The organism is Nocardia halotolerans (genome assembly GCF_042650145.1).
GTDB classification, from domain to species: domain Bacteria; phylum Actinomycetota; class Actinomycetes; order Mycobacteriales; family Mycobacteriaceae; genus Nocardia; species Nocardia halotolerans.
Map to the genome: position 1 here is coordinate 211,595 of NZ_JBHSDL010000007.1, position 24,811 is coordinate 236,405.

The window sequence follows — 24,811 nt, forward strand, 5'->3', positions numbered from 1 at the left end:
GTCCTGGTCGGCGAGCGATGATCCGGCGCGGGGTGCGGTTGGGTTCACCGTTGGGGTCCAGGAACCGGCGCCGGTTCAGCCCGAGCCGGACCAGGTGCCGGCCCGCTGTCCGCGCCGAGATCCGGGTGCCTTCGGCTGCCAGCTCGAGTGAAATCCGGCGAGCAGACCACTTCTTGGTCCGGCGCCACAGTTCGATGCGGGTGATGACCTGTACTGGCGTGGCTGACGGTGACTGATGCGGGGCGCTGCCACCGGTCGAGGAGCCGAGCTCGCCGTGTTGGCGGAATCGGTTGACCCACTTCGACGCACATTGGCGGGAGACGCCCATCTCGGCGGCGACGTGGGCGATCGGGCGGGTCCGGCAGCGGGCAACGAGCCGGTGACGGCCCTCGAGGGTCAAAGGGGCATTACGGTGAGGCACGGCGGTTCTTTCGGTCGCGTGGCGGATGTGTGAGTTGGCGCTTCACATCCTGCCGCCGAAAGAACCGCCCCTTCAGCTCACCCCATGCCCGGCGTCACCAACGTCAAGACCCACAACACCTAGCGCGCGATCAGTTTGACAATCCGGAGGAAGCGGCATGCAGCAAGGGTATGGATGTGGTGATAGGTTTCGAAAAGGCGGTTTTGATCGCTCGTGATGCACTCAAGTCAAATTTGAAGCTTGGGACGTTTATGATTGATGACAGAAACATTGTCGCGAACGATATGTTCTATGTTGTCAACGTGGGTGCTCGCGAATATCTTGTGGATGGTGACTTCGGCTATGCTATCGCTGGCGATGTGACACTGGTCAGTAAGGAGACTGGTGAACTCTCCTCGGCGCCATCGGCAGAAGTAGCAACCGATCCTACTCTTCGTATTCGCCCCAACCCTGACACCGCATTTGGCTCTTAGGGTGCCGTCAACATGGACTGCCGTGTATTTCGACGCGCAGTTGATAGGTGCGGGAATGGGTAGGACACGCCGGAGCAGTTCCAGACGGAGTGGCTAATTGCATACGGGTTCTAACCGCCTCAGAGTTGCCTAGCCTTTTCCCGTAGGCGACAAGAAGTTGTGGCCAAGGTATATACCGTCGACGCAACGCTGTCCCGACTGGTTGGCCAGTCGGGATTTTTCATGCCCAAATGTTGGTCGCAACAATATTCTGTGCAAGGACTTGACATGAATGAAAAGATACTGTTCCCTGATATCGAACAAACTTTGGTCGAATATCTAGCGGTGCAACTCGCCGCAGTCTCCGATACCGCAACTGTGGTCACGATGGTCCCCGACCCGCGACCGACCCGCATGGTGCGAGTAACCAGAGACGACCGAAGAGCCCGAGTTGATGTCGATGGCCAGGAGAAGCGCCGTAGCGCTCAGCTGATCATCGACCGTCCTCGCGTAGTTCTCGAATGCACCGATGACGCCGGCGCGGCGGCAACACTCGCCGCGCTCGTGCGTTCGATCCTGAGTGCAGCCGCTCCCGGTTACCTGGGCACCGTGTGGTGCGACCAGGTCGAGGATGCCGGTATGGAGAACGACACCGATCCGGTGACTGCCGCCCCGCGGTACACGATTGTCACCGACCTGATTGTGCGGGGCACCGTCCTCGCCTGACTCCGAACCCCGGAGTCGAACCGAAGTACCAATCCCGAGGGCCTGCGCAACAATCCCAAGGGAGATAACAACAATGGCTCTGCCTTCCAGTAATTTCATCGGCGCCGGCACCCCGGATCTGGCCGTTTCCGGCGGTGTCCTGGTGGCGCCGCTCACCACCACGCTGCCGACCACCGCGGCCGGCACCATCGATCCCGCGTTCAAGGCGCTGGGCTATGTCTCCGAGGACGGCATCGAGTCGCTCGGTGAGCGCAAGGTCGAGACGGTCAAGGACTGGAACGCCGACATCATCGCCCAGCTCCAGACCGAGCACTCGGTGCGCTTCGGCCTCACCCTGTACGCGGTGTGGGACCAGGACGTGCTCGCCGAGATCTTCGGTGAGAACAATGTGACCGCCACTGCGGCCACCTCTTCTTCGGGCAAGCTGATCGAGGTCCGCGAAACCGGCATGGTTCTGCCGCGTCGTTCGTGGGTCTTCGACATGAAGACCGAGGACAAGAAGCTCCGCATCGTGCTGCCCAACGCCAAGATCTCCTCGATCACCGAGAAGAAGTTCGTGTCCAACGAACTGGCCGGCTTCACGATCAATGTCGAGGCATTCAAGGATGATTCGGGCATCAAGGCGTACCGCTACCTCGATGACGGTCTCAAGACTGCCTGATTAAAGCCCCCAACGGCGGCGGGTAATACACCTATGCGCAGGCCCGCCCGCCGCCGTTGGGCCCTTCCTATCGCCCAAATCATTCGAACGAATACGAAAGGGTCTGCTACCCATGACTTCTCCTGCTGCCACCACCAAGCTCGCGCAGCCGCGCACCGTCAAGGACGACTTCACCTACACCGTCGACGGCGTCGCCATCGTGCTGCCCTCGCTGTCCTACCTCAAGCCCGGTCTCGTTCGCCGAATCCGTCGCCTCGGCGATGTCGACGCGATGTACACCCTGCTCGAGCTGAGCTTGGCGCCCGAGGCGCTCGCGGTCCTCGACGAGATGGACCCCGACTCCTATCACCAGCTGCTCGAGGCGTGGCGCGCGCATTCGGGGCTGAGCCTGGGGGAATCCTAGGCCTCGATGCTCTTCTCGAGGAGCATGGCGAGGCAATCGAATACGACCTGATAGCCCTCGGCCTCCGGCTGCGGATGCTCGGTACCGATGCCCTCGGGTGGACCGATCTGCGTGCCATCGTGAAGCACCTGCCGATGGAGTCGGCATTGCTGCGGGTGATGTATCCGGAAGCCAGTCGATGGCAAACGGCTGAACACCTGCTGGCAGATGTTGCCGACAGCCTGCACTGGTTGATGTGGGCACGCACCGACGACGGTCGCCGCGGGCGTAATCGCCCGGAGCCGATCGCCCGGCCCGGTCTGAAGTCCGATCGCGAACGTGTCGGAACCGCAACGCAACTCGATCAGATGAACGAGTTCCTCGGCTGGCACGAGTAGGTGGTGAGCAGCGCCGGAGCGGTCGAACGCAGAAAGTGGATACCAATTGTGAAGAAGAAGCGCCCAACGGCGATGACATTGCCGGACGTTCTTGCGATGACCACCAGCGGCCAACCGGCTCCGGGAAAGCGGATCACTCTGCCGAGCGGAGCCGTCTGGGAGGGCGGCTCCGGTTCGGGTACTGCGACGATCACCCTGGCTGACGATGCCCCGGTCGTGCTGGGCGAGGACGGCCGCGTGCCGCCGAACGCCCTGATCGGTACCGGTGTGCTCGGTGTGCTCGACAGTGTGCTCTCCGATGTGCTCGGCACACAGCCGGGCGCCATCGCCGAACGGGTGGCGGGGCAGGCCGTGGATCTGCTCTGTCCCGACGGCGACGAGACCGACACCAAGACTCGTCTGATCAAATTCTCCTCGAAGACAACGCTGCTCAACCCGGCGAAAGCCGGATCCGGCGTAGACAACGTCACGCTCGAAAACGTGGACAGCCCTGTGGGTTATGCCGGCGGCGGCTCCGTTCGAGGCCCCGGCACCGGCAGCAGTGACTCGGTGCTGGCGCGGTTGTCGAACGGTGAGTTCGTGGTGAACGCGGCCGCGACCTCCAACTCGCTACCGCTACTCGAAGCGATCAATGCCGGTTGGGTCCCCTCGGCCGGTTACCTGGCGGGAATGTTGCCGGGGTTCGCCGCGGGCGGGCTGGTCGGTGACAACTCGATGAGCGATCCGCAGCGTTGGCGTGATCTGCTCGGAACCGGCCTGATCGCTGATGTGCTCGGCGGCGTGGGCGGTGCCGCGCTCGACGCTGCGGGTGCTGTCGGTGCCGCGCTCGGCGGCGCGTTGGCGCCAGTGTTCGGGCAGGGTGGATCCGTCTCCCGGCGCACTACGGACCCGATGAAAGTCGATCTGAGCCAACGGGACACGCCGGGAATCAGCGCCGCGCCGCCGCTGTCGGCGGAACTGAATGTACAACCGCAGGGCGTCATGAATGTGGCGCCGGCCTACGCGGAGCAGCCCACGCCAGCGGGCACTGGTTCGGCCCCACCGTTGGCGTCGCTGTCGGAGGCGCTCACGGCGGGGATCATGTCCTCGGCGACGGAAGCCGGCGGACGGGTGGGTCTGGCGCTGGGTCAGGCGATCGCGCCGGCACTGGGACCGGCCGGGCAGCTGGCGCCGGAGATCGGCGAGTCGCTCGGTGAGTCGATCGGATCACGGTTCGGTGGTGGGTTCGCGGCGTCGATGTCGTTGAAGACCAAGGTCGCGCCGACGTCCCCGGGAACCTCGGAACTGTCGGAAGGCGGCGTTCGCGCCGGCACAGGCGGTCCGTTCACCCGCGGCAGCGAGTCACCGACATCGGTGACCAACTGGGGTGACGGTGGATCATCCGGCGGGACCAACAATGTGACGGTCACCGGTGGACCATCCGGCGGCGGCACGGCCGTCAGGTACCCGACCGGCGGTGGAACTTCCGCACAGGAGCTCAATCCGGCCACCACGCCGCGCACACCCAGCCACAGTGAGACCCCGACCGCCAAGAACCTGGCGGAGAAGAACTGGCTGACCACCTACCGTGGCGCCGACTACATCGATCGGGGATCTATCGTCGGCGGCCGCATGGCGGTCGACTTCGCCGAATCGCTCGGCGTGACCGGCATCCCGGCGATCCGCGATGTCGGCTCACAGGTCGGTGCTCTGGCGGGTGCGTTGGGCTTGCCGTCGGTCAACGAGGCTCTCGGGGTCGACAGTCCGCTCGTTGAGCAGCTCGGGATCGACGTCGACGGAAACTACTTCGTTCCCTTCGAACAGCAGCAGGCCTTCGACTTCAGCGAACAGTCGAACATCACGGCGGGCATCCAAGGATTCCTGTCCGGCTCCTCATCCGGTGGCCTGGTCAAGGGCGTTACCGGGGCGGCGAAGAGCTTGGCCCAGGATGCGGCCGGCCAAGTCGGTGGTTTCCTCGGCGCCAGCCTGGGGACCGCGATCGCGGGCCCAGCCGGGGCGGCGGTCGGTAGCGTGCTCGGCTCCCTCGCGGGATCAGTGGTCGGTGGCAAAGCTGTCGACCTGATCGCCAAACCCGTCGAATGGGTGGCCAGTACCGCCAAGGAGCTCGTCGGCACCGGGTTCGGACTCACCGACCTGGCCGAGGGCGTCGGCGGGCACACCGCCCGCGGCGACATCTTCAACTTCAACGGCATGGACCCCAAGAGCGTCGCGATGTCCATCGCCCGCGTCCAACGCCGTCAATCGTTTGCGCAACAACGCGGAGGAGGGCTCGGGCGATGACCAGTCAGTTGCTCAACAGTCAAGACACCAAGATCGTGGTGTGGGACGTCAACGGCCGGGTCTGGCACCTGGCGGGCGCGAACGCGGGTCGGGAAGGCGTAAGGCTCTCGGCCCAAACAGGATTCATGTTCGCGCCGGTGCAGTTGCTCACCACCGAGGGCGCCCGCCAGGACGGTGCCACTTTCACTCGGTCGGTCCGGTGGAAGAAGGAGTGGGACTTCCTCGCCATCATCTCCACCGCAAACGGCGCCCGCGAAACCAACCAGGTCCGCGAATTCCTTGCCGTGCACGACGCCTGGTTCCGCGGCTGGTCCACCGACAAACCGGTGACGGTCGGCTACTTCACCCGGCACCAAGGTTGGCGGTTCCAGCAGTTCCAGCTCGACGGCGCCCCGGAACCCTCGGGCGACATCGACCCGGCACGCAATGGCTTCGCCATGTACAAGATCTCGGCGACAGCGATGGACCCGCTCGAGCGTCACTTCGACGAAACGATGGTGTGGACGAACAATTCCGGTGCAGGTGAAGGCACGCTGCGTCTGCGCAACGCCGCTGACCAGCCGGCCTGGCCGCGCTACACCATGAACGGCCCGGGGCGATGGTCGATCCTCGATCCGGTCGGCGGCGAACTGCCCCGAATGGTGCAGACCCCGCGCTTGAGCGAAGGCCAGACCCTACGCATCGACACCCATCCACGGCACCGCACCGCCTGGTTGTACTCCGACAACGACTCCGAGGGCGTCAATGTGTGGGGTCAGCTGGCCGGCCGCCGCTGGTTGGCTTCGCTGGATCCGTGGACCAGCACCGACATTGTGGTGAAGGTCGATGACGGGACCACCGAGTCGAGCATTATCGGCGCGCTGACACCGAGGTCATCGCGGCCGTTCTGATCTTGCCCGTCAACTGAACATCAATCGAGAGAGAGAGAGCCCAACCCCTGTGCGGGGGTTGGGCTCTCTCTCGTTCCGAAGGAGGTATCGCCGTGGTGGTACCGACACCATCAATTACGCACGGCCCCGATGGATTTCAGCAGTGGATGGCCTCGTTGACTCCGAGGGGTGCCGCGTCTGAGCCAGAAGCGTCCCGAGCCTCTCGCGTGCACAATCGGAGCGGATTGACGGGCGCTTCGGCTGCTCGGGCGTACGACCGAATACTTCGTTCACGTGAGCTACAAGGCAGCGGACGAGGCCGGATTCCGGCAGCTCAGGTAATCAACGATCAACTGAATGACCCGGATCTCCCGACGCTCCCGGGCATATCGGGGAACTATGCCATCCTCTCGCCGGGCACGGGCATTCCAACGGATCTGCTGGATGAACCTGCACCATCCGGCACAACTCCTCTTCCAGCCGCTGCGCAGGAAGCACCCGCCGATGTTCCGCCGGGCGCTGCCCCGACCCCTACACCCCCGCCTTCGACACATTCACCTGCCCCAACGGCTGCCCCGGCGTCATCGGGCCCGATGCCCGACTCACCCGCCCAAACCGACGACGACCCGTCGAGCATTCCGCTGCAAGACTTGGGTCTGCTGCCAGGTGGGAAATCCCACGCGGAAATGCCGTCCCGGCTGGTTACCGCTCCGAGTACTTCTCTTGCCGTCGTCGCAGCACTAACCCTTCCCCAGGGATCCGGCATCCGTCAGGTGTCGCAAGAAACAAACGGCGTCGCCATTACCGCCACACAAATTGACGTCCCAGGTGGGCCGACTGTTGTGGGGACATCGGTTATCGGCACCCCACTCGAACTCGAGGTAGCAGGCACCTGCTCAGTTCCGCTGCAAGTTCCCGATGCGTCACCACTGCCCAGCTCAATCACTACTCCCGACACCATCTTCCGGACAGGCCGCGGCTACACAGCCGAACAACTCAGATCGGACTTGGAAACGGTCGCCGCAGGTGAGACCGGACTGAGCAGCGCGGAAGCCGGTCTCGCATATGTTGTGGCGAGGACCCGCCTGAACTCGGCGATGTATACCCCGATCGAGCAGTTCAACGACCTCCAGTGGGCTCACCACGAACCGCGCACCGAGGTAGAAGGACGAGACCAGTTCGACGCACGAGCCCGTTTGAACGAAGCTGGGATTCCTTGGTCCGATCCGCGGATCCAGGCATGGGTCGACAACAAACTCGACGTCGCTATCGCTACTGACCCGACGAGTCCGGCCCGATATCAGGCACCGCCGCTGTTCAGCTCCGGCGAGCTCCGCCAACAACAGATCGAAGCCAACCGGGTCGACATCACCGCTAATGACATCAGGCAAGGTACCAACGACCTTCTTGCCGCGATTACCTATGGTCCCGCTCTTGTGTTGTGGGAGGCAGCACATGACCGAGGTGACCACAGTGGCGCCGATATTGCTTGGGCCGCTGCGGAACTCGGGATGAATGTCGTTGGCATCGTTCCGGGCGTCGGCCCCCTGACCGGTATAGCAGCGAAAGGAACTATCCGCCGACTTTCTCCCGAATTCTGGAATGTGCTGACCACGACAGATAATGTGGTCGACGCTGTCCGGGCGGGGCAAGCGCTCCAAGACGCCCGTGTCGTGAACTCTGCGCTCGACTACCGCCAGAAGTTTGTGCTCGATCGCAGTCTGGCGCCATCCCCGGGTGTTAATGCTGGCGATAAAGCTTCAGCCCCCTTATCAAGCGCTGCGGCGCCTGGACAGGCGAGAGCACCAGGACTCTATACGACAGTTCAAGGTCTCCCCGAGGCTGCGGTACGTCGGCCAATGCAGGTGGCTGACGACTTCATCCCAACGCCTGCCGCGGTCAACGGCGTCGCGTTGCCACTGAATCAGATCCTCGCCAACGAGAGCATGATCGCCCACGAGGCGAAGAACTTCGTCGCTGACGTCGAACAGTTCGTCATGCTCGAAGCGAGGCTGCCGGCGACAGCCATGGCTGGAATCGACGGACGTGGCGCTGCTGCAGCAGGGGATCGCATTCCGGCGGGCCAGATCAACCCGCGGGCATCTCACGATGGTGCCTACAGCGATTCTCGCGGATCTGAACCTGGAGGTCGATCTGAAGGCACTATCCCGAGTCCGCCCCGAGGACCGATCGGTCCAACTGTGCCTAGGGCTCCTTCTGCCGAGGGCGGGACTCCGCAGCCTGATCATCCGAAATCGGTCGGCCGAACCGACCGGTCTGACTCAGGGTTCATCTATGAACAAAGAATTGTAGGCGCACTCGGCGGTACTGGAGAATTCAAGGTAGGTAAGCGAACATTCGACGGACGTTTCGTTGACGATAGCGGCGTGGAGGTTTGGTATGAAGCAAAAGCAGGTGCGTTCTGGGAACGTCCGGCGCATATAGTAAAATTTAAGAACCAAGTTGGGGAGCAGCGAAAGATTGCGCTAGACGCGGGCGTAGAGTTCAGGGTAATCTCGGAACGTCCAATCCCGGCGGAAGTAAAGAATTGGTTGGACAAGAAGGACATCCGTTACGAGGAGGGCGTCGGTGTCGAGTAAGGAATCTATCGAAATGAAGGCAAAACTATGGGACGAATGATCGACATGGACCTGCATTTTGGGAGCACCGTAGTCGCGGTTGAATTGGTCCAGTCTCTCCTGAAGTCTGGGGCGTCGCTCGTCGCGAATGATTCTATCAGGTTTCATTTGACCGATGATTTCGACTGGGAAACTCGACCCGCGAGTGACATTGATGAGGTCGTCAGTGCTCTCCAGATGCGCGCCGAAGCTGGGAATACAGTAGGAGTCGACATATATTTCGACGGCTCGTCGTTCGGCGGAGCGCTCCTCATCCCAGGAGATTCGACGGTAGTGTATTTTATACTGCCGAATGATCGTGCGACGATCGAGTCCACGGAATTCACCGACTTTAGCTGGTATTTGTCCAGAATTATTCGACCGTTCGGCGAACTCGGCATGACGGGATTCGAATGTCACGACTTCTATCCGAATTGACTGCTGCTTCTGGTGATGTGTTGACTGTGGGGATCTGATTACTCGCAGTCCAGTGAACCCAACCCAACCCGATTCGGGTTGGGTTGGGTTTTTTGTACCCAAAATCAAGTGAAAGGTGGTGGAGGATGGGTGATTGGGACCCGCACGCGGAATCGCGGCGGATGGATGAGATGTTTCGGGTGGAGCAGGACGATGCTCGGGATCAAGAGGTTCTGGTCCGGTACTGGGACAAGGACATGCAGGAGGTGGGGGAGGAGCGGAGTTACCTGTCGTTGCAGGTGAGCTTTCCGCGCAACGCCGCCGGCGGGCTGAAGATGATCTGCCCGCGCGACATGGTGCACTTCGACCACCTGTTCGGCAGTCATGCGGATACGACGTTGCCGATCACTGTGAACACCAGGGGTTTTCGGTGGGACGGGTACATCACCAAGGCCTCGATCGTTCGCGACGACAACGGTGTCGAGACGGTGGACATCGAGGCGATCCACGCCTGGAACCATGTCTCGACCATTTGCTGCTGGGCGAGCCCGTTCGCGCCGGTGCTGGCCCAGTTTCCGCGCCACCACATCCTGTTCGGCCCGGTCCGGACATTGGTGACGACTTATCTCACGATGAACCTGATGCGGTTGCAGGGGAATACGACGTTCCCGATCGCGGTCGTGCCGGTCGATCCACGAACCGACACCAGCCGGTGGAGTGCTGCGTCAGCGCGGTTCGACATGGCAGACAAGCTTTTCCAGCCGATGCTCGAGGATTCGGGCGTCATGCTGACGGCGCGGTTCTTCCTGCCCGATGAGGACGAGCAGCCCGCACCCGAGTGGTTCTACCTCGACAAACCGACCGTCGTTCTCGAGACCGTGGACAAGTCGGGTGTCACCGGGCCGACCGGTTCGTTGCTGGACGGGATCATCTCGTGGTTCGAGGAATTCGCCGATGACGGCACCACCCCGATGCGGTACCCGAAGTTCGACTCGACCACCGAGTACGAAGCGGTGTACGGGACGCCGGGCAAGTTCGGCACCATGCGGAATCTGCCGTGGGTGTGGTACTTCGAAGGCGAATACTCCGGGATCGGCGCTTCGGAGGTGGCGCTGCACAAGCCGACCGCCACCGACATCATCGTCGGCGGTCGCTCGCCCGGCTGGGTCAACGCGGGCATCGAGATGGCGATCAAGGCCGTGCTGTCGTTGATCGGGATGGACTGGCTGTACCGAGGCCAGCTCGACGATGTTTTCCTGGCTTGGATGGTTTACCGGGACATGGAGCGAGTGCGCGAGGCCGGTCCGTACGCCTTCCGCGAGCTCTACATCACCGGTAGCGACAAGGCCTTCACTCTCGACGGCTTCGTCGCCGCTCGGCAGGGCCTGCATCTCACCCGCGGTTACACCAGTCACAAAGTGACGATCCAAGACAATGCGCCGTACCTGATCGGCCGCGATTTCGGGCTGGGTGACCAGATCGGCTTCGCCATGGGCGAGAAGGTCTTCACTGATTTCGTCACAGAGCTCACATTCACCGATGACCGCGAAACCGCGGCGATGTGGCAGATCACCGTCGGCGACGGATCCGACGAAGAGGACTCCGTGGTCAAGGCGTGGCAGCGCCTCGGCCGTGTCTCCTCCGCACTGAAAGACCTGTCGACCGACGTCGGCGCCGATCTCGACCTGCTCATTATCTGATACACGGAGGAATTCATGGCGGACATCAGCTTTCCCGCCCATATCACCGTGGCCCGCGAGAGCGATATCGACGGACTCCCGATTCTCGATGCCGAGATCACTGTGTCCGACGATGTCGCCGCGCTCGAACTGCCTTCCGGTCCAGCCGGGGAACAAGGCAGGCCGGGCCGTCCGGGGACCACATTTCGCAAGATGGGGGAACTTTCCGGCGCGGCGGGCCGACCGGCCGGACTCGGGCCCGAGGACCGGGGCAAATGGTGGCATCGGCTCGACGATGACGGTATGGATGTGTGGACCGGTGGCTCGTGGCAGCACTCGCCGGCTGCGGTGGGTCTAAAGGGGCCGGTCGCGGAAACCACATCAATGGCGGTAATGCCCACTCGGCACGAGAAGAATCTCACGACTCCGGCAGTGCAGATCGAGTCGGTCGATGCTGAACAGCGGATCACTGTCACCGCACCGGCCGGGCCGCGCGGCCCGAAGGGGCCTCCCGGCGCGTCCGGGCCGATCAACGCCGCTCCGGATTTCGATGAGTCTTCTGGGCCCGGACATGGCGGTGTTTTCGTGTACAACCGGGCGAGCGGCAAGTTTCATGCCGTGCCTGCGCCATTGGGCACCGGCCCGTGGGGATGGTACGAATCCGATTTCATCGAAACGACAGAGGTCACGGCGGGTCGGCTCACTGTCGGGACGTTCACGATCCCGGCGCAACCGTTCGATTGGCGCCCCATCGTCTACGGCCACCTGTATGTCGGTGCGGCGGCGACCGCTTCGAACTACGCCCAGGGAATCGTGCGCCTGCACAACGCACAGGGGCAGGTGCTGGCTGAAACCTTGCATGTTGCCGGCCCACGAACGATTTATCTTCCGCTGGTGCCGAACTACAGCGAGGAGAAGGCGACGCGGAACATGTCGCCGACCTCCACCTATGCCACCGTCGCGGCGGGACAGCCGGCGAGCCTGGTGGTTTCGGTCGAACGCAGCCAAAACGGTTCCGGTTCGATCATTTTCAACAACAGCCGATCGTCGCTGGTCGTCTACGCGCGCCCGATCTGAAGGAGGTGACATGTCCACCATCAACGAATATTTCGAATCGGCCAGGATTCGTGGAATCGATGAAGGCCTCGGCCACCGCGGTGTCGTGCAATCGATGCACGCCACCCCGAGTGACGGCACACTGGAATTGATGACAGGCCCCGCGGGCCCGGCCGGACCGGTCGGCGAAAGCTGTCGGCCATTCCGCTGGGAAGGCGATATCGCCGACCCGGCCGCGCTGACGAGCCTCGCGACCCGCCTCGGGCCGGCACAGGCGGGAAAGGCCTGGCGTGTGTTGTCCAACGACACACTCATGTATTGGAACGGGGCGGGATTCGATTCCTTCGCTGAAGCTTTCGGCGCCCGCGGCCAGGACGGCGACCCGTGCACGATCGCGCTCGGCGTCGTCGAAACGGGCGAGCCGGGCTCGCAACTGCAGGCCACGATCGTCGGCACTGCCCCGAACCTCACGCTGAACCTCACGGTTCCCCGTGGCATCAAAGGGCAGCAAGGTGAATCCGGCGGTCCGGGGCCGCTGCGGAACGCTCCTGACTACGCGGACGGCAGCCACGTCGATGGCGCTGTGCCCACTTGGGACACAGGCACCGATCGATGGGTGCCGACCCCGTACCCGGGGCTGCGCGGACCCTGGTCGGTAATCGAGTCCAGATCATGGGACGGGACAGCCGGCTTCGCCAGTTCCGTTTCACAGATCTCGAGCTCTTCCTATGCGATCGCAACGCTGAACGTTCCAGCTCAGGACGCCGATTGGCGCCCGCTCGTTACCGGCGGGGTATTCACCCGGCCACTCAACACCTCATTCGAGCACCGAGTGGACACCGAGGTCCGGTTGGGGTCGGCGACCGGACAGATCGTGGCACTCGGCTCGGGCGTTACCGCCGGCGCCGGCGCTTACAGCCGGATCCACAGCTTCTTCGGAACGGCGATCACCCCGGGCAGTTCCGTGGGTGTGGTGCCCGCAGGCGAACCTGTGCAACTACATGTGGTCTTGCGCCGAAACCTGGGTTCGGCCGACTACCTCTACTCCCACGGCCGCGCCCAGCTCATCTGCTGGGCCCAGCCGGTCGCCACCCAGGCTCCCGAAGCACCGCAGTCTCTCGCCCCCACGGAGTTGTGACATGACCGAGAATCCCGTGTTCGACGACGACATCATGATCACGATGCGCGGAGTGGTGGACTCGGTGGGACTGCCGTACACCGTCAATCCTGTCGAACTCGTCGATCGCGAAGCGGTCATCGAGGTGCGTGAAGGGCCTGCGGGTCCGCCGGGACCGGATGGGCCGCGGGCCTGGCCGTGGGACTGGCAGGGCGATATCGCAGATGTCGATGCGCTGCGCGCGCTCGGCTTGACCACTGCTGATGCGCACAAGGCCTGGCGAGTAGTGGCCGACAACGCCGTGTACTTCTGGACCGGCATGGAGTTCATCGCCTTCGGCAACGCTTTCAGCAAGTCCGGATCGCGCGGCGCACCGAGCCGGATGAGCGGGTCGGCCGACGCCGGCCCCACCGGGTCTGTAGCAGCCGCGCAACTCGTCGGTGACGCACCCGAACAGCATCTCGCGGTCACCTTCCCGCGCGGAGAAGTCGGCGACCCCGGCGACCCCGGCGAGGCCGGCCGGATTCAGGACGCGGCTGATGTGCTGATCGACGCCGATCACAATCTCGGCCAGAACTTTGTGCTGGCCTGGGACGAGAATCTGCAGAAGTTCACGCCGATCCCCAGTCCTCGGCTGATGGGCCCCTGGGGGATCGGTCAGGGTCAGTTCAACGGTGGCAGCAACCTCGACGACGACCACCGGATGCTGGCCGCGATCACCATCCCGGCGCAACCGATGGCTTGGCAGCCGGTGGTCGAAGGGCTCGTCGGCGTTGTCAGTCAGTCGACGAATCAGACCACGGGTTGTTACATCGAGGTTCGAATCGGTGACCCGAAAGAGGGCGAACTGGTCGGTCTGGGAGTCGGCTCCCCGTCGCCCAGTTTCGGCGTTGCGATGGTTACGCCCTCCTATGAACACCCGACTGCTCCCGGCAATCCGCTGGGCGTTGTCCCCGCGAACCGGACGATCACCCTCTACGTCAGCGTTCGCCGTGCCTACGGCAGCGGTCGCTACAACGTCAACCCGCACGGCGCCCAGATCATCGTCTACGCCCGCCCGGTCTGATCGAAATCCTCACTCTGCGAAAGGCAGTACCTCATGGCTGACCTATCCCCACTGAAGTACGGCAAGGTCGTCGGGCGGTTCCTTGCGAACGTCGCCGACGGACCCGATATCGGCGACCTGCCCGAATTCCCGCCGCTGACCGGCCGGGTCATGTTCACCGCTGACGCGCCGAAAGTATTGGTGGCCGACGGTGAACCAGCACCGGCCACCTACGTCCAGCTGCCCAAGCACTACGAATGCCAGCTCGACGAATTCGGCTATCTCACCTGGCGAGGGATGCGCGGAATCCGCTTGGTCGCGCCCGACGACGCCACCAACCCCAGTGACTGGACCTGGAAGGTGTCGTTCGATCTCAGCTACGACGGTGACCGGGTTCCGCTGGAGCCGTTCAGCTTCACGGTGGGCGAATACCAGCCCGGCCCGGACCCGGATAACCCGGACACCGGATCGACCGGACTGGTCGACCTCACCCTCGCCTCGCCGGTTCCGGCCGGCAACGGCAACGCGGTGGTTCGTGGTGAGCGTGGTCGCGGGATCCAGATCGATGGCCAGGCGGCGACCTATGCCGAACTGCCCACCAGCCCGGTCGACGGGAGTCAGTACATCGTCAAGTCCGATGGGTTGCTCTATCGCTTCGATGAGATCAGCGGCTGGACACCCGACGGTGCGGGCGTGGTCGTGCGCGGACCGGCGGGGACCACACAGTGGACGGGTATCAGTGGAAAGCCCGTCACTTTCCCACCCACGATCGGCTCGAGTGCCACCACTGCCGTCGCGGGTGACGATCCGCGCCTGAGTGACGCCCGCACTCCCACATCCCACACGCACCCCGTAGGCGAGATCACCGGCCTCACCCAGATCGCCGATGCGCTGCTGGGCTCGACCACCGAAATCGAGGCTCGCACCGCCATTTCGGCGGCTTCGGCGTCGGACCCGCGACTGGCGGATGCTCGCACACCCACAGCCGCCGGACAGGTCTACGACATCGCCTTCAAATCCCACACCGGGACCCGAAAAGTCGGTGCCGGGAACGTGATGCCCGAAGGTCTGCGGATCGAACGAGCGATCAGCATTTCCTCGATCACCTACCGAGGTGAAACCGCAGGCACCGGCAACCTGGTTGTAGAGCTGCGCAAGAACGGGGCTGTGCTATCCGGCAGCGCGGCGACGATTCCGGCTTCCTCGCACGGAACCGACACCGTGGTCTCGACCGGTGGTCCGTGGACGTTCGCCATGGGTGACCGGCTGACAGTCCAGGTCACCACCGCGGACAACCCCGCCGGTCGCGGACTCCAGGCGAGCTTGAAAGGGATGACCGTCTGATGCAGCTGCTGATCATCGCGCCCACGGCGGCCGTCCCCGCCGGGATGGAGAAGAGCGGTACTCAGACGATCAGCGCCGGCGCCAGTAATGTGAAGGTCACCGGTTGGACCATCCGAGCTGGGTACGAGGAATCGAATATCATCGCCGATGAGCTGGTGCTGGCCGACGCCATGACAGCTAACGTCCGCTGCCAAATTGCCTTGGTGAGTACGTGGAATCCACCCTCGGGCAGCCTACAGGCGAGCCTCGTGCGAAATGGTACGGCGCTGGCGACCAAATCTTTCGGGAACAACACCGCATTGCTGACTTTCGCCGACGTCCCGGTGGATCTGGGCGAGGGTGATCGGATCTGGGTGCAGATGACGAACACAACCTCACTGCCTTACAGCCGCGACGCCATCGTGCAAACCGGCCCGGAAACGTATCTGACGGTGGACGCGGCCTGAATGCCGACGCAATTCTAGAGAAAAGGAACGGCATACTATGTCAGAACTGGTACGTATCCCAGTGAATTCCAACCCCGAGTGGACCACTATCCAGGTGCCCCGGCAAGCTCGGCCGGTCGGCGCGCGCCGCACCGCGCTCGGTGGTGAGATCAGCTCGTCGGCCGATGCCTACAACACTTACTGGGAGGTGCCGAGCAACGCACTCGCCGGCGAGGAGACCTACCTGGTTCGGCGCGGCATCTTGCCCGACCCGGCACCCGGTAGTCCTGATGAGCCGCCGCACGACGCGCTGAGTGAGTCCGGCTTGCCGGGCGCCACCACGCTCTTCGCCGATGACTCGGAATTCTTCTGGGTCTATCGTGATCTGTTCCAGTACGGGAGCGGCTACCCGCCGAACCAAGCCTGATCTGTCAGCAGTCGGGAACGAGACCTGACCGTCGCTGGTCACAACTGTGAGTGAGTTGCTCATGAATAACGATGAGAAGGCCCGATCCCAGGATCGGGCCTTTTTGTCGTTGAACGACATGTTGAATCGATAGCTGTCCGGCGACGAAGATTCAGACGCCCAGAGGGCCTTTTGTCGTACCGGTCAGCCGAGGTCGGCTGGGGTGGGTACGGCGGTGGCGTAGAGGTCGGTGATGGTGGCCAGGGCGCTGGCGTCGAGCTGGGCGGCGGGGACTTCGCCGAGGGGGCGGGTGGCGCAGGCGTTGGCTACGACGGTGGGTTTGTTGCCGCGGAGGAAAGCGCCTTCGGTGGTGAAGGTGACGCACATGTGGGTCATGAAGCCGGCGATGACGAGGGAGTTGTTGCCGGCCGCGTCGACCAGGTCGCCGAGGTCGGTGCCGACGAAGGAGTTCGGGGCGGTTTTGACGACGACTTTTTCGTCGGGGGTGGGGGCTACGGTGGGGTGGATGCGGCCGATTTCGGCGTTGATGTCGTAGGGGGTTCCCGGGCCGCCGTCGTTGATGACGTGGATGACGGTAGCGCCGGATTGCCTTGCCATGGCGAGTAGTTCAGCGGCTGCTGCCAAGGCGGGCTGCCAGTCGGTGAGTTCCATGACGCCCTGGGTATAGGTGTTCTGGTAGTCGACCAGGATCAGGGTGGAGTCGGCGAGGGTGGCGGGGGTTTCGTCGAATCCGTTGAGTTCACGCAGGGTTGTCGAGGTCATGGGTTCCACGGTATGGGCGACCGGGGGTGTCGGCAATGTCATGTAACCTGCAGTTTCGGACATGGAGGTTGTGATGGCGGATCGGCTTGTGGTGATCGTGTTGTTCGATCAGGTGGACCTGCTCGATGTGACCGGGCCGCCCGAGGTGTTCTCGCTGTTGCAGCGGGAGATGACGGAGCCGACCGGGTATCAGGTGGTGCTGGCGGCCGAGTCGCTGGATCCGGTCACCACATCGGCGGGGGTGCGCATCCTGCCCGATGTCACTTTCGGTGAGTTGTCCGGGCGGCGGATCGATACGGTGGTGGTGCCCGGTGCTGTCGAGACCGACGAGCATCGCCGGGTGCGCGCGCTGGCCGATCCCGATGTGGTCGGTGCGGTGCGGGTGCTCGCCGACGGGGCTCGCCGGGTGGCTTCGGTGTGCGTCGGCGCGCACGTGCTCGCCGCCGCGGGGTTGCTGGACGGGAAGCGGGCCACCACCCACTGGTCGACAGCGCACCAGCTGGCGGCCGAATATCCGGCGATCGAAGTCGATGCCGATCCGATCTATATTCGCGACGCGAACGTGTGGACCGGTGCGGGCCTCACGGCGTGCCTGGATCTCACGCTGGCGTTGGTCGCCGACGACTTCGGGGACGAGCTGGCGCTGCGGGTGGCCCGGCAGCTGGTGATGTATCTGAAGCGCCCGAGTGGGCAGAGCCAGTTCAGTGTTTCACTCGAACCGGTGTCCACCACCCGGCGGATCGACGAGCTGCGCCACTACATCACCAGCCGGATCGGGAGCCCGCTCACCGTCGCGGACCTGGCCGAACACGCTCATGTCAGCGAACGTCAGCTCACCCGGATCTTCCGTGCCGAGCTCGGGATGACACCGGCGGCCTATCTGGAAGCGGCGCGGGTGGAAGTGGCGCGGCACCGGCTGGAAACCTCCGACGACACGCTGCAAAGGATCGCCGCCGCTTGTGGTTTCAACACCGTCGACACCCTCGCACGCGCGTTTCGTCGCAAGCTCGACACGACACCGGCGGAGTACCGCAACCGCTTTCGGATCGGGTGAGTGCCTAGGATTCGAGGCGACATACCGACGAGCGCATGAGAGGCAAGGGGTTTCGACAATGGATTTGGGTTCTGCGGAGCAGTGGCCTACCGGGTCTGCCACCACGATGCTGTGGGGAATGACGTCGCTGATCCGGATGTTGGGAACCGGGTCGGCGTCCTGAATCGGTAGTTCGGCACCCGTCGTGGCGGCGGGTGCCGTTCATCGTGTGGGGACGAGGCGGTACAGCCACCAGGGGCGGGTGGGGAAGGCGGGGTCGTAGACGCGCAGGAGCATGCGGCGTTCCAGGCCGGTGCTGCGTTCGCGAACCCGGACCTGTCTGCGGGCGATGTCTTCGGAGCGGATCTCACTGGCCCACACCGCATCCCAGTCCGCTGAGACGGCACAGGCCGCGGTGATGGCGTTGACGCGTTGCGCCGGCGCGAAGGGGGCGAGCATTCTGAACGCGTGGACCAGGAGCTGGGCTTCGGTGGTCCAGTCGATGTAGGCCTTCTTCGCCGCCGGGTTGAGGAACATCCACTCGAGCAGGTTCACGCCGGCGCCCGAGCCGGGGAACATGCGCTGGTACTCGGTGTTCGCGGCGAGGATGTCCATGGTGGGGAAACGCTGGTAGCAGGCGGGATGGGTGAGGCTGGCGAGGTCGGCCAAGTCCTCGGCGGTGGGGTTCGCCGGGGCGGCGCCGGTCTCCACGGCGGGCAGGCCGAACACCAGGATGTGCTTGCGGTACCACAGTGGCACGTCGAGGCTGTCGAAAAGGCGTTGCAGCATGGGCGGATTCGGCACCAGCGTGCCGGCCTCGATCTGCGTGACCAGCAACGGCGCCAACTGGGCGCGCATCGCCAACTCGGCCCGCGCCAACCCAGCCGCCATCCGCCGCTCCCGCAGATACACACTGAGCGCGGTACTTTGACCCATCCCAACCCCCGAGCCTCACCCGACCGACGGTGAAACCCAGAGTACGCCGAAAAGATCACCGAAAAACGACGAACGGTCCGGAGCGAAAGCTCCGGACCGTCCACCAGATCTCGCAAGCACATGGGTGACTCACCGGGAACCGGCTACCTCACCCACGCCCTCCGTCTGGCCGCCAACGCATCTCACCAAGCACCTGAGCCTGGCCGAAATACGCGGAGAGGCGGATCAGAAGGCGGCTTCGTCGAGTTCCATGATGTCGTTGTCCAGGTTGGCCAGGATCGCGCGGGTGGCGGTCAGCTCCGGCAGGACGTTGCGGGCGAAGAACTGCGCCGAGGTGACCTTGCCGGTGTAGAACGGCACGTCGGAGCCGGTGGCACCGTTGTCGAGGGCGCCGAGCGCGATCTCGGCCTGGTTCAGCAGCATCCAGCCGATGAACAGGTCGCCGACGGCCATCAGGAAACGCACCGAACCCAGGCCGACCTTGTACAGCTCCGACGGCTGCTCCTGCGCGCCCATCAGGTGGCCGGTCAGGGTGGCGGCCATGGCCTGCACGTCCTCGAGCGCGGTGGCGAGCAGTTTGCGCTCACCCTTGAGGCGCTCGTTGGCGGTGTCGGACTCCAGGAACTTCTGGATCTGGCCGGCCACGTGGGCCAGGGCCACACCGCGGTCGCGGGCGATCTTGCGGAAGAAGAAGTCCTGCGCCTGGATGGCGGTGGTGCCCTCGTACAGCGAGTCGATCTTCGCGTCGCGGATGTACTGCTCGATCGGGTAGTCCTGCAGGAAGCCCGAGCCACCGAAGGTCTGCAGCGAATCGGTCAGGTACTGGTAGGCGCGCTCGGAGCCGACACCCTTGACGATCGGGAGCAGCAGGTCGTTCACGCGGAACGCGACGTCGGAGTCCGCACCCGAGACCGCGGCGGCGATCTCTTCGTTCTGGTGGGCGGCGGTGTAGAGGTAGATGGCACGCAGGCCCTCGGCGTAGGCCTTCTGCATGGCCAGCGCGCGACGCACGTCCGGGTGGTGGGTGATCGACACGCGCGGGGCGGTCTTGTCGGTCATCTGGGTCAGGTCCGCGCCCTGGATGCGGGTCTTGGCGTACTCGAGCGCGTTCAGGTAACCGGTCGACAGGGTGGCGATGGCCTTGGTACCGACCATCATGCGGGCGTTCTCGATCACGTCGAACATCTGCGCGATGCCGTTGTGCACCTCGCCGACCAGCCAGCCCTTGGCGGGGATGCCGTGGCCACCGAAGGTGACCTCACAGGTGGCCGAGGCCTTGATGCCCATCTTGTGCTCGACGTTGGTGACGAACACACCGTTGCGGTCGCCGAAGGTCTCGGTCTCGAAGTCGAAGTGGGTCTTCGGGACGTAGAACAGCGACAGACCCTTGGTGCCCGGTCCGGCGCCCTCGGGGCGGGCCAGCACCAGGTGCATGATGTTCTCGAACATGTCGTCGGAGTCGGCCGAGGTGATGAAGCGCTTCACGCCCTCGATGTGCCAGGTGCCGTCTTCCTGCTTGATCGCCTTGGTGCGGCCGGCGCCGACGTCGGAGCCCGCGTCGGGCTCGGTCAACACCATGGTGGCGCCCCAGTTGCGGTCGGCGATCTTGGCCGCCCACTTCTTCTGCTCTTCGGTGCCGTTGTCGAAGAACACCTGGGCGAAGCCGGCGCCCGCGGCGTACATCTGAATCGGCGGGTTGGCGCCGAGCACCATCTCCGACAGCGCCCAGGTCACGGCGGAGGGGGCAGCCAGGCCGCCCAGTTCCTCGACGACGCCGACCTTGGCCCACTCGCCGTCTTCGAGCGCCTTGTAGGACTTCTTGAAGGACTCGGGCAGGGTGACGGTGTGGGTGTTCGGGTCGAAGGTGGGCGGATTGCGGTCCGCGTCGGCGAAGGACTCGGCCAGCGGGCCCTCGGCCAGGCGGCGGACCTCGGAGAGCATTTCCTTGACGGTGTCGGTGTCGAGGTCACCGAAGGCGCCCGCGTCGAGGAGCTTGTCGATGCCGAGAACCTCGAAGAGGTTGAACTCGAGGTCGCGAACGTTTGCCTTGTAGTGGCCCATGTGAGTACTCACTCTCCGTTGAGTTCTGGTGCGGTCGGTTGTGTGCCGTTCCCGCCCGTCGTGACGTCCACCGGGTAGCTAGCCGGTTTTCCGCATGCTACTCGCGGGTAACTTATTGATCATATTACCGGTGGGTAAGGCCTTCGGCAAAGAGTCTGACGGCAATGTGATGTGAAAAACACGCACGCATGCGGAAGCGTTGCTCGCCGCCGCCGCGGGGCTACCGTGAGGTGTGCGCATCGAGACCACTGCCGGACCGGCCGAGATCGAACTCGACGAGGTCGACGATCCGCCGTTCCTGCTGGTGATCACGCACGGCGCCGGCGGTGGCGTGGACGCGAAAGACATTCTCACTGTGCGCGATTCGGCCTTGGCCGTCGGCGGCGCCGTGGCTCGCGTCGTGCAGCCGTTCCGGGTTGCCGGGCGCCGGGCGCCGGGCAACGCGGTCAAACAGGACCAGGCCTGGCTCGAGATCGTGGCCGAGTTGCGCACCCGCTTCCCTGACATACCGATCGTGCAGGGCGGCCGCAGCAACGGTGCCCGAGTCGCCTGCCGAACGGCCGTCGCAGCCGGCGCCCGCGGCGTGATAGCCCTCTCGTTCCCCCTGCACCCACCCGGAAAACCGGAGAAAACCAGACGAGACGAACTCCTGTCCCCCGGCACCATCGAAGTCGTCGTCATCAACGGAGCAAAAGACCCCTTCGGCATCCCCGCCCCCACCGACACCGCCGAACTCCGAACAATCCCCAACCAGCCCCACGCCTTCCGCACCGGCTTCGACACCATCTCCGCCACCGTCACCCCCTGGCTCACCCGCTGGGGATTGGACCGCTGACCACCAGGCTTCCTGTAACCATCGGCCGAGAGCGGAAAACCAGGAGAGCCTGATGATCTTGGTCAGCTGAGGGGGCGTTCGGCTACGACCAGGGAGTCGATGGCGTCGGGGCCTTCGGTGGGGCGGAAGACTTCCTGGGCGAACTTGATGGTGAGGGCGTTGGAGGGGAGGTCGGCGCGGATGTCGTCGGGGGTGAAGAGGATTTCGGGCTCTTGGGGGCCGCCGTAGCCGTCAGTGACGTTTCGGGAGGCGTGACCCAGGACCAGGAGCATGCCGCCTGGGGCGAGCATGGCGGTGAGCTGGTGCAGGAGTTCGCGGCGTTCGTCAGCGGGGAGGTGGACGAAGACCATCAGGATCAGCTCGTAGGGGCCGGTGATGTCGGCGGCTTCGAGATCGGTGATGTCGGCTGTTTGCCAGTGCACGCGGGAGCGGACGCTACGCGACAGGCGGGCCGCGACTGTTCGGCCCTTGTCGATGCCGACCTGGGAGAAGTCGACGGCGGTGACCTCCCAGCCGTGGGTGGCCAGCCACAGCGCGTGGCGACCTTCGCCGCAGGCCAGGTCGAGGGCGCGGGGCAGTGGCGGGGCGACACCGGATTCGTCGGGGAGCAGCGGCACCCGGCGGTCGAGACCGTAGACGTGCTCGACGACAGTGCTGTTCGGCGGTGCACCCCACACCAATTCACTGCGCGCATAACGCGCATCCCAATCCGCCGCATCCATGACTCGAGTGTAGGTCCCAGGTGCCGGACGCCGTGCCGTACTGGGGCTCTCCTACAACCTGGTGCGCATCAGGACGACGTTGTACTGGGTGTGGATCGTCGTCATGAAGTACAGGTCAGACCCGGTTTGGTACGGGAAGATCGACGGTGCGTAGGCGGTCGGGAGCTCGCGGGCGTCGATCAGCACCTCCGGGGCGCTCCACGGGCCGGCCGGGGACGACGCGCGGCGCATCACGACGGAGTTGAACGGGTCGGTGGTGAGGGACACGAACTGACCGAGGTGCTCGTTGTACATCACCGACAGCTCGCCGACGCCGCTCATGATCGGCGCCGCCGCGTTCACATCGCCGACTCGCCAACCACCGCCGTCCCAGTACTCGTAGGCGGCGAGGTCCTCGATCTGGCCTTCGGGCACGCGGGCGACGAAGGCGTCGTTGCCACGGCCGGAGCGGGTGCCGTACTCGTAGACGAAGCCGCCGTCCTTCAGAAAGGCGTTCATCTGGAAGTTGGCATTGCCGCCTTCATCGGGGCGGCGGGTGTGAGCCAGGTCGGTCCAGGTTTCGCCGTTGTCCGAGGATGCGGCCAGGCCCGAATGGTTGGTGGACCACTCGCCCGGCGCGTCCCAGGTCTTCACCGACATCAGCGACATGTACTGCACGCCGTTGGCGGAGATCCCCGCGGTGGGAATGCGGCTGATCTCCAGGAACGGAACCTTCGGGCTGGGAATGAGCTCGCGCGCCTGCCCGATCACGTCGCGCACCACACTGTCGAAGTAGATGCCCTCGGCCGGGTTCTTGCTGTGGCTGCGGACCAGGATGTTGGACCGCCACGCCCAGGTGCTGCCCGCGAGCAGATTGGGGAACCCGAGGCCGGCGGTGTCGCCGAACGCGGTGAGCATCTCGCCGTGGCCGTTGTCCCACATGATGCCCAGGTCGGTGCCGAGGACGTTGTAATTGTGGGTGTTGTTGGGGCTGGCCATCCCCGTCACCTGGAACACGGCCTGGGTCCGCCCGTGCAGCACGGGGAGTCCGTGGGTGCCGTTGAGGACCGGAATCGGGTTGATGGCGTTGGGGTTCGCGACGGCGGGAGTCGCTGCGCTCACCAGCAACGCGGTGGCCCCGGTGAGGGCGGACAACAGGATCGAACCGGTCTTGTACACCGTGACGCAGCCTCCGGGTCATGCCGAAATCTACGCACGCTCCGAGCTGTATGTGGTGCGTACCACATTCCGACTGGTTGGCGAATCGCGGTGATGTTAACAGTCGGAAATGGTGATCAGCGGCACATGGAGAGGTGTTTCGGCATGATGTGTCCGAACCGGTTGCCTGTCAGTCGCTGCGGGCGAACGCTTTGTGCAGCAACAGCGGCAATTGGGCCGCGCGTTCGGCAGCGAAACCGGCGCGGGAACGGAGCTGCCACGAGTTGTCGAAAAGATGTTTGGCCGCGGCGACCGCGCGGTGATCACGGGCGGTGATGCGGTCGGCGAGAGCCTCTGCCGCGGCCAGTGGGTCTTCGGCGATGTCGGTGATCAGTCCGAGCTCGGCGGCGTGCGCGGCATCGACGCGATCGGCTGTCATCGACAACAGCTTCGCCTGGTCGATGCCGATGAGCTGGGCCAACGAGGCGGTGCCGGTCATGTCCGGAATGAGGCCGTGAGCGGTTTCCATGACCGAGAATTCGGCTGTGGGCGTGGCGATTCGGAAGTCGGCGGCCAGGGCGAGCTGAAGTCCGCCACCGAAGCAGCGACCGTGGACCGCGGCGATCACGGGTACGTCCAGGCGCCGCCAAGCCCAGCACGCTTCCTGGAAAGTATTGGTTCCGCGCCATGGTCGCGGCAGGAATTCCCGGACGATAGCCAGTGGGTCGCGAGTGGCGGCCGCGATATCGAGTCCGCTGCTGAAGCTCGGGCCGTTTCCGGTGAGGAATACCGCGCGAGTCTCCTTGTGATCGGCCACCTTTCGAGCGGCCCGCACGAGATCGCGCAACATTTCCAGCGTGAGCCCGTTGTGCTTGTCGGGACGATTCAAGGCCACGTATGCGCGATCACTGTCGAACCGCACGGTGAGGTGTTCTCCCATGCGCCTATCTTACTCGTGAGTCAGTTGGCTGGGTGTGGCCTGACGGGCGGCGGTCGGGCATGATGCCA

25 protein-coding genes are annotated in these 24,811 nt (G+C 64.3%); 18 read left to right on the forward strand and 7 right to left on the reverse strand.

What is annotated here, in order from left to right:
• Positions 1–421: helix-turn-helix domain-containing protein (locus ACFO5K_RS08180; RefSeq protein WP_378558273.1), on the reverse strand; the 421-nt coding region annotated here is incomplete at its 3' end.
• Between the two features lie 170 nt (positions 422–591).
• On the opposite strand from ACFO5K_RS08180, the gene ACFO5K_RS08185 reads away from it, so the two are divergent.
• The 16 genes from ACFO5K_RS08185 (at position 592) to ACFO5K_RS08260 (ending at position 16,317) form a co-directional block, all read left to right on the forward strand.
• A complete protein-coding gene (locus tag ACFO5K_RS08185) occupies positions 592–894 on the forward strand; it encodes a hypothetical protein (RefSeq protein WP_378558276.1) in 303 nt (100 codons plus the stop codon).
• 159 nt (positions 895–1,053) lie between these two features.
• Positions 1,054–1,599 (forward strand): hypothetical protein, encoded by a 546-nt coding sequence (locus tag ACFO5K_RS08190; RefSeq protein WP_378558279.1) that lies wholly within the window; start codon positions 1,054–1,056, stop codon positions 1,597–1,599.
• A 73-nt stretch (positions 1,600–1,672) separates the two neighbouring features.
• Positions 1,673–2,260 carry a phage tail tube protein gene (locus ACFO5K_RS08195; protein ID WP_378558282.1) on the forward strand — a complete coding sequence of 196 codons (588 nt, stop codon included), beginning with the start codon at positions 1,673–1,675 and terminating at the stop codon, positions 2,258–2,260.
• Between the two features lie 112 nt (positions 2,261–2,372).
• Positions 2,373–2,663 carry a hypothetical protein gene (locus ACFO5K_RS08200; RefSeq protein ID WP_378558285.1) on the forward strand — a complete coding sequence of 97 codons (291 nt, stop codon included), beginning with the start codon at positions 2,373–2,375 and terminating at the stop codon, positions 2,661–2,663.
• Positions 2,624–3,040 (forward strand): DUF5361 domain-containing protein, encoded by a 417-nt coding sequence (locus ACFO5K_RS08205; RefSeq protein ID WP_378558288.1) that lies wholly within the window; start codon positions 2,624–2,626, stop codon positions 3,038–3,040. The genes ACFO5K_RS08200 and ACFO5K_RS08205 overlap by 40 nt, the downstream gene beginning before the upstream one ends.
• Positions 3,041–3,136: 96 nt before the next feature.
• Positions 3,137–5,320 carry a hypothetical protein gene (locus ACFO5K_RS08210; RefSeq protein WP_378558291.1) on the forward strand — a complete coding sequence of 728 codons (2,184 nt, stop codon included), beginning with the start codon at positions 3,137–3,139 and terminating at the stop codon, positions 5,318–5,320.
• Positions 5,317–6,210 carry a phage tail protein gene (locus ACFO5K_RS08215; RefSeq protein ID WP_378558294.1) on the forward strand — a complete coding sequence of 298 codons (894 nt, stop codon included), beginning with the start codon at positions 5,317–5,319 and terminating at the stop codon, positions 6,208–6,210. Before ACFO5K_RS08210 ends, ACFO5K_RS08215 begins: the two co-directional genes overlap by 4 nt.
• Positions 6,211–6,782: 572 nt before the next feature.
• Positions 6,783–8,789 (forward strand): hypothetical protein, encoded by a 2,007-nt coding sequence (locus ACFO5K_RS08220; RefSeq protein WP_378558297.1) that lies wholly within the window; start codon positions 6,783–6,785, stop codon positions 8,787–8,789.
• 36 nt (positions 8,790–8,825) lie between these two features.
• Positions 8,826–9,245: a hypothetical protein gene (locus ACFO5K_RS08225; protein ID WP_378558300.1), complete on the forward strand. Its 420-nt coding sequence runs from the start codon at positions 8,826–8,828 to the stop codon at positions 9,243–9,245.
• Positions 9,246–9,370: 125 nt separating this feature from the next.
• Positions 9,371–10,924, forward strand: a complete 1,554-nt coding sequence (locus ACFO5K_RS08230) for a Gp37-like protein (RefSeq protein ID WP_378558303.1) — start codon at positions 9,371–9,373, stop codon at positions 10,922–10,924.
• Between the two features lie 15 nt (positions 10,925–10,939).
• Positions 10,940–11,980, forward strand: coding sequence for a hypothetical protein (locus ACFO5K_RS08235; protein WP_378558306.1), 1,041 nt, complete (start codon positions 10,940–10,942; stop codon positions 11,978–11,980).
• 10 nt (positions 11,981–11,990) lie between these two features.
• Positions 11,991–13,097 carry a hypothetical protein gene (locus ACFO5K_RS08240; protein WP_378558309.1) on the forward strand — a complete coding sequence of 369 codons (1,107 nt, stop codon included), beginning with the start codon at positions 11,991–11,993 and terminating at the stop codon, positions 13,095–13,097.
• A 1-nt stretch (position 13,098) separates the two neighbouring features.
• Positions 13,099–14,142: a hypothetical protein gene (locus tag ACFO5K_RS08245; RefSeq protein WP_378558312.1), complete on the forward strand. Its 1,044-nt coding sequence runs from the start codon at positions 13,099–13,101 to the stop codon at positions 14,140–14,142.
• 33 nt (positions 14,143–14,175) lie between these two features.
• Complete coding sequence (locus ACFO5K_RS08250) at positions 14,176–15,465, forward strand: hypothetical protein (protein WP_378558315.1); 1,290 nt, start codon at positions 14,176–14,178, stop codon at positions 15,463–15,465.
• On the forward strand, positions 15,465–15,911 hold the full coding sequence (locus tag ACFO5K_RS08255) for a hypothetical protein (protein ID WP_378558318.1): 447 nt from the start codon (positions 15,465–15,467) through the stop codon (positions 15,909–15,911). Before ACFO5K_RS08250 ends, ACFO5K_RS08255 begins: the two co-directional genes overlap by 1 nt.
• Positions 15,912–15,948: 37 nt before the next feature.
• Positions 15,949–16,317, forward strand: a complete 369-nt coding sequence (locus tag ACFO5K_RS08260; RefSeq protein WP_378558321.1) for a hypothetical protein — start codon at positions 15,949–15,951, stop codon at positions 16,315–16,317.
• A gap of 183 nt (positions 16,318–16,500) precedes the next feature.
• Here ACFO5K_RS08260 and ACFO5K_RS08265 read toward each other — a convergent pair whose 3' ends face one another.
• Entirely contained in the window at positions 16,501–17,079 is a 579-nt protein-coding gene (locus ACFO5K_RS08265) for an isochorismatase family protein (RefSeq protein ID WP_378558324.1), read from the reverse strand.
• A gap of 73 nt (positions 17,080–17,152) precedes the next feature.
• On the opposite strand from ACFO5K_RS08265, the gene ACFO5K_RS08270 reads away from it, so the two are divergent.
• Positions 17,153–18,133 (forward strand): GlxA family transcriptional regulator, encoded by a 981-nt coding sequence (locus ACFO5K_RS08270; protein ID WP_378558327.1) that lies wholly within the window; start codon positions 17,153–17,155, stop codon positions 18,131–18,133.
• 201 nt (positions 18,134–18,334) lie between these two features.
• Here the strand turns inward: ACFO5K_RS08270 and ACFO5K_RS08275 are convergent, their stop codons facing one another.
• Both ACFO5K_RS08275 and ACFO5K_RS08280 read right to left on the reverse strand, forming a co-directional pair.
• Positions 18,335–19,048: a helix-turn-helix domain-containing protein gene (locus ACFO5K_RS08275; RefSeq protein WP_378558330.1), complete on the reverse strand. Its 714-nt coding sequence runs from the start codon at positions 19,046–19,048 to the stop codon at positions 18,335–18,337.
• A gap of 225 nt (positions 19,049–19,273) precedes the next feature.
• The gene (locus ACFO5K_RS08280) at positions 19,274–21,109 is read right to left on the reverse strand and encodes an acyl-CoA dehydrogenase (RefSeq protein WP_378558332.1); all 1,836 of its coding nucleotides are present in this window, start codon (positions 21,107–21,109) and stop codon (positions 19,274–19,276) included.
• 232 nt (positions 21,110–21,341) lie between these two features.
• Here ACFO5K_RS08280 and ACFO5K_RS08285 point away from each other — a divergent pair, with 232 nt between their 5' ends.
• Entirely contained in the window at positions 21,342–21,944 is a 603-nt protein-coding gene (locus tag ACFO5K_RS08285; protein WP_378558335.1) for an alpha/beta hydrolase family protein, read from the forward strand.
• Between the two features lie 62 nt (positions 21,945–22,006).
• On the opposite strand, the gene ACFO5K_RS08290 is transcribed toward ACFO5K_RS08285, so the two are convergent.
• From ACFO5K_RS08290 to ACFO5K_RS08300, 3 genes are all read right to left on the reverse strand, one after another.
• The gene (locus tag ACFO5K_RS08290) at positions 22,007–22,666 is read right to left on the reverse strand and encodes a class I SAM-dependent methyltransferase (RefSeq protein WP_378558339.1); all 660 of its coding nucleotides are present in this window, start codon (positions 22,664–22,666) and stop codon (positions 22,007–22,009) included.
• 51 nt (positions 22,667–22,717) lie between these two features.
• The gene (locus tag ACFO5K_RS08295; protein ID WP_378558342.1) at positions 22,718–23,824 is read right to left on the reverse strand and encodes a DUF4185 domain-containing protein; all 1,107 of its coding nucleotides are present in this window, start codon (positions 23,822–23,824) and stop codon (positions 22,718–22,720) included.
• 169 nt (positions 23,825–23,993) lie between these two features.
• The gene (locus ACFO5K_RS08300; RefSeq protein ID WP_378558345.1) at positions 23,994–24,743 is read right to left on the reverse strand and encodes a crotonase/enoyl-CoA hydratase family protein; all 750 of its coding nucleotides are present in this window, start codon (positions 24,741–24,743) and stop codon (positions 23,994–23,996) included.
• Positions 24,744–24,811 lie beyond the last annotated feature (68 nt).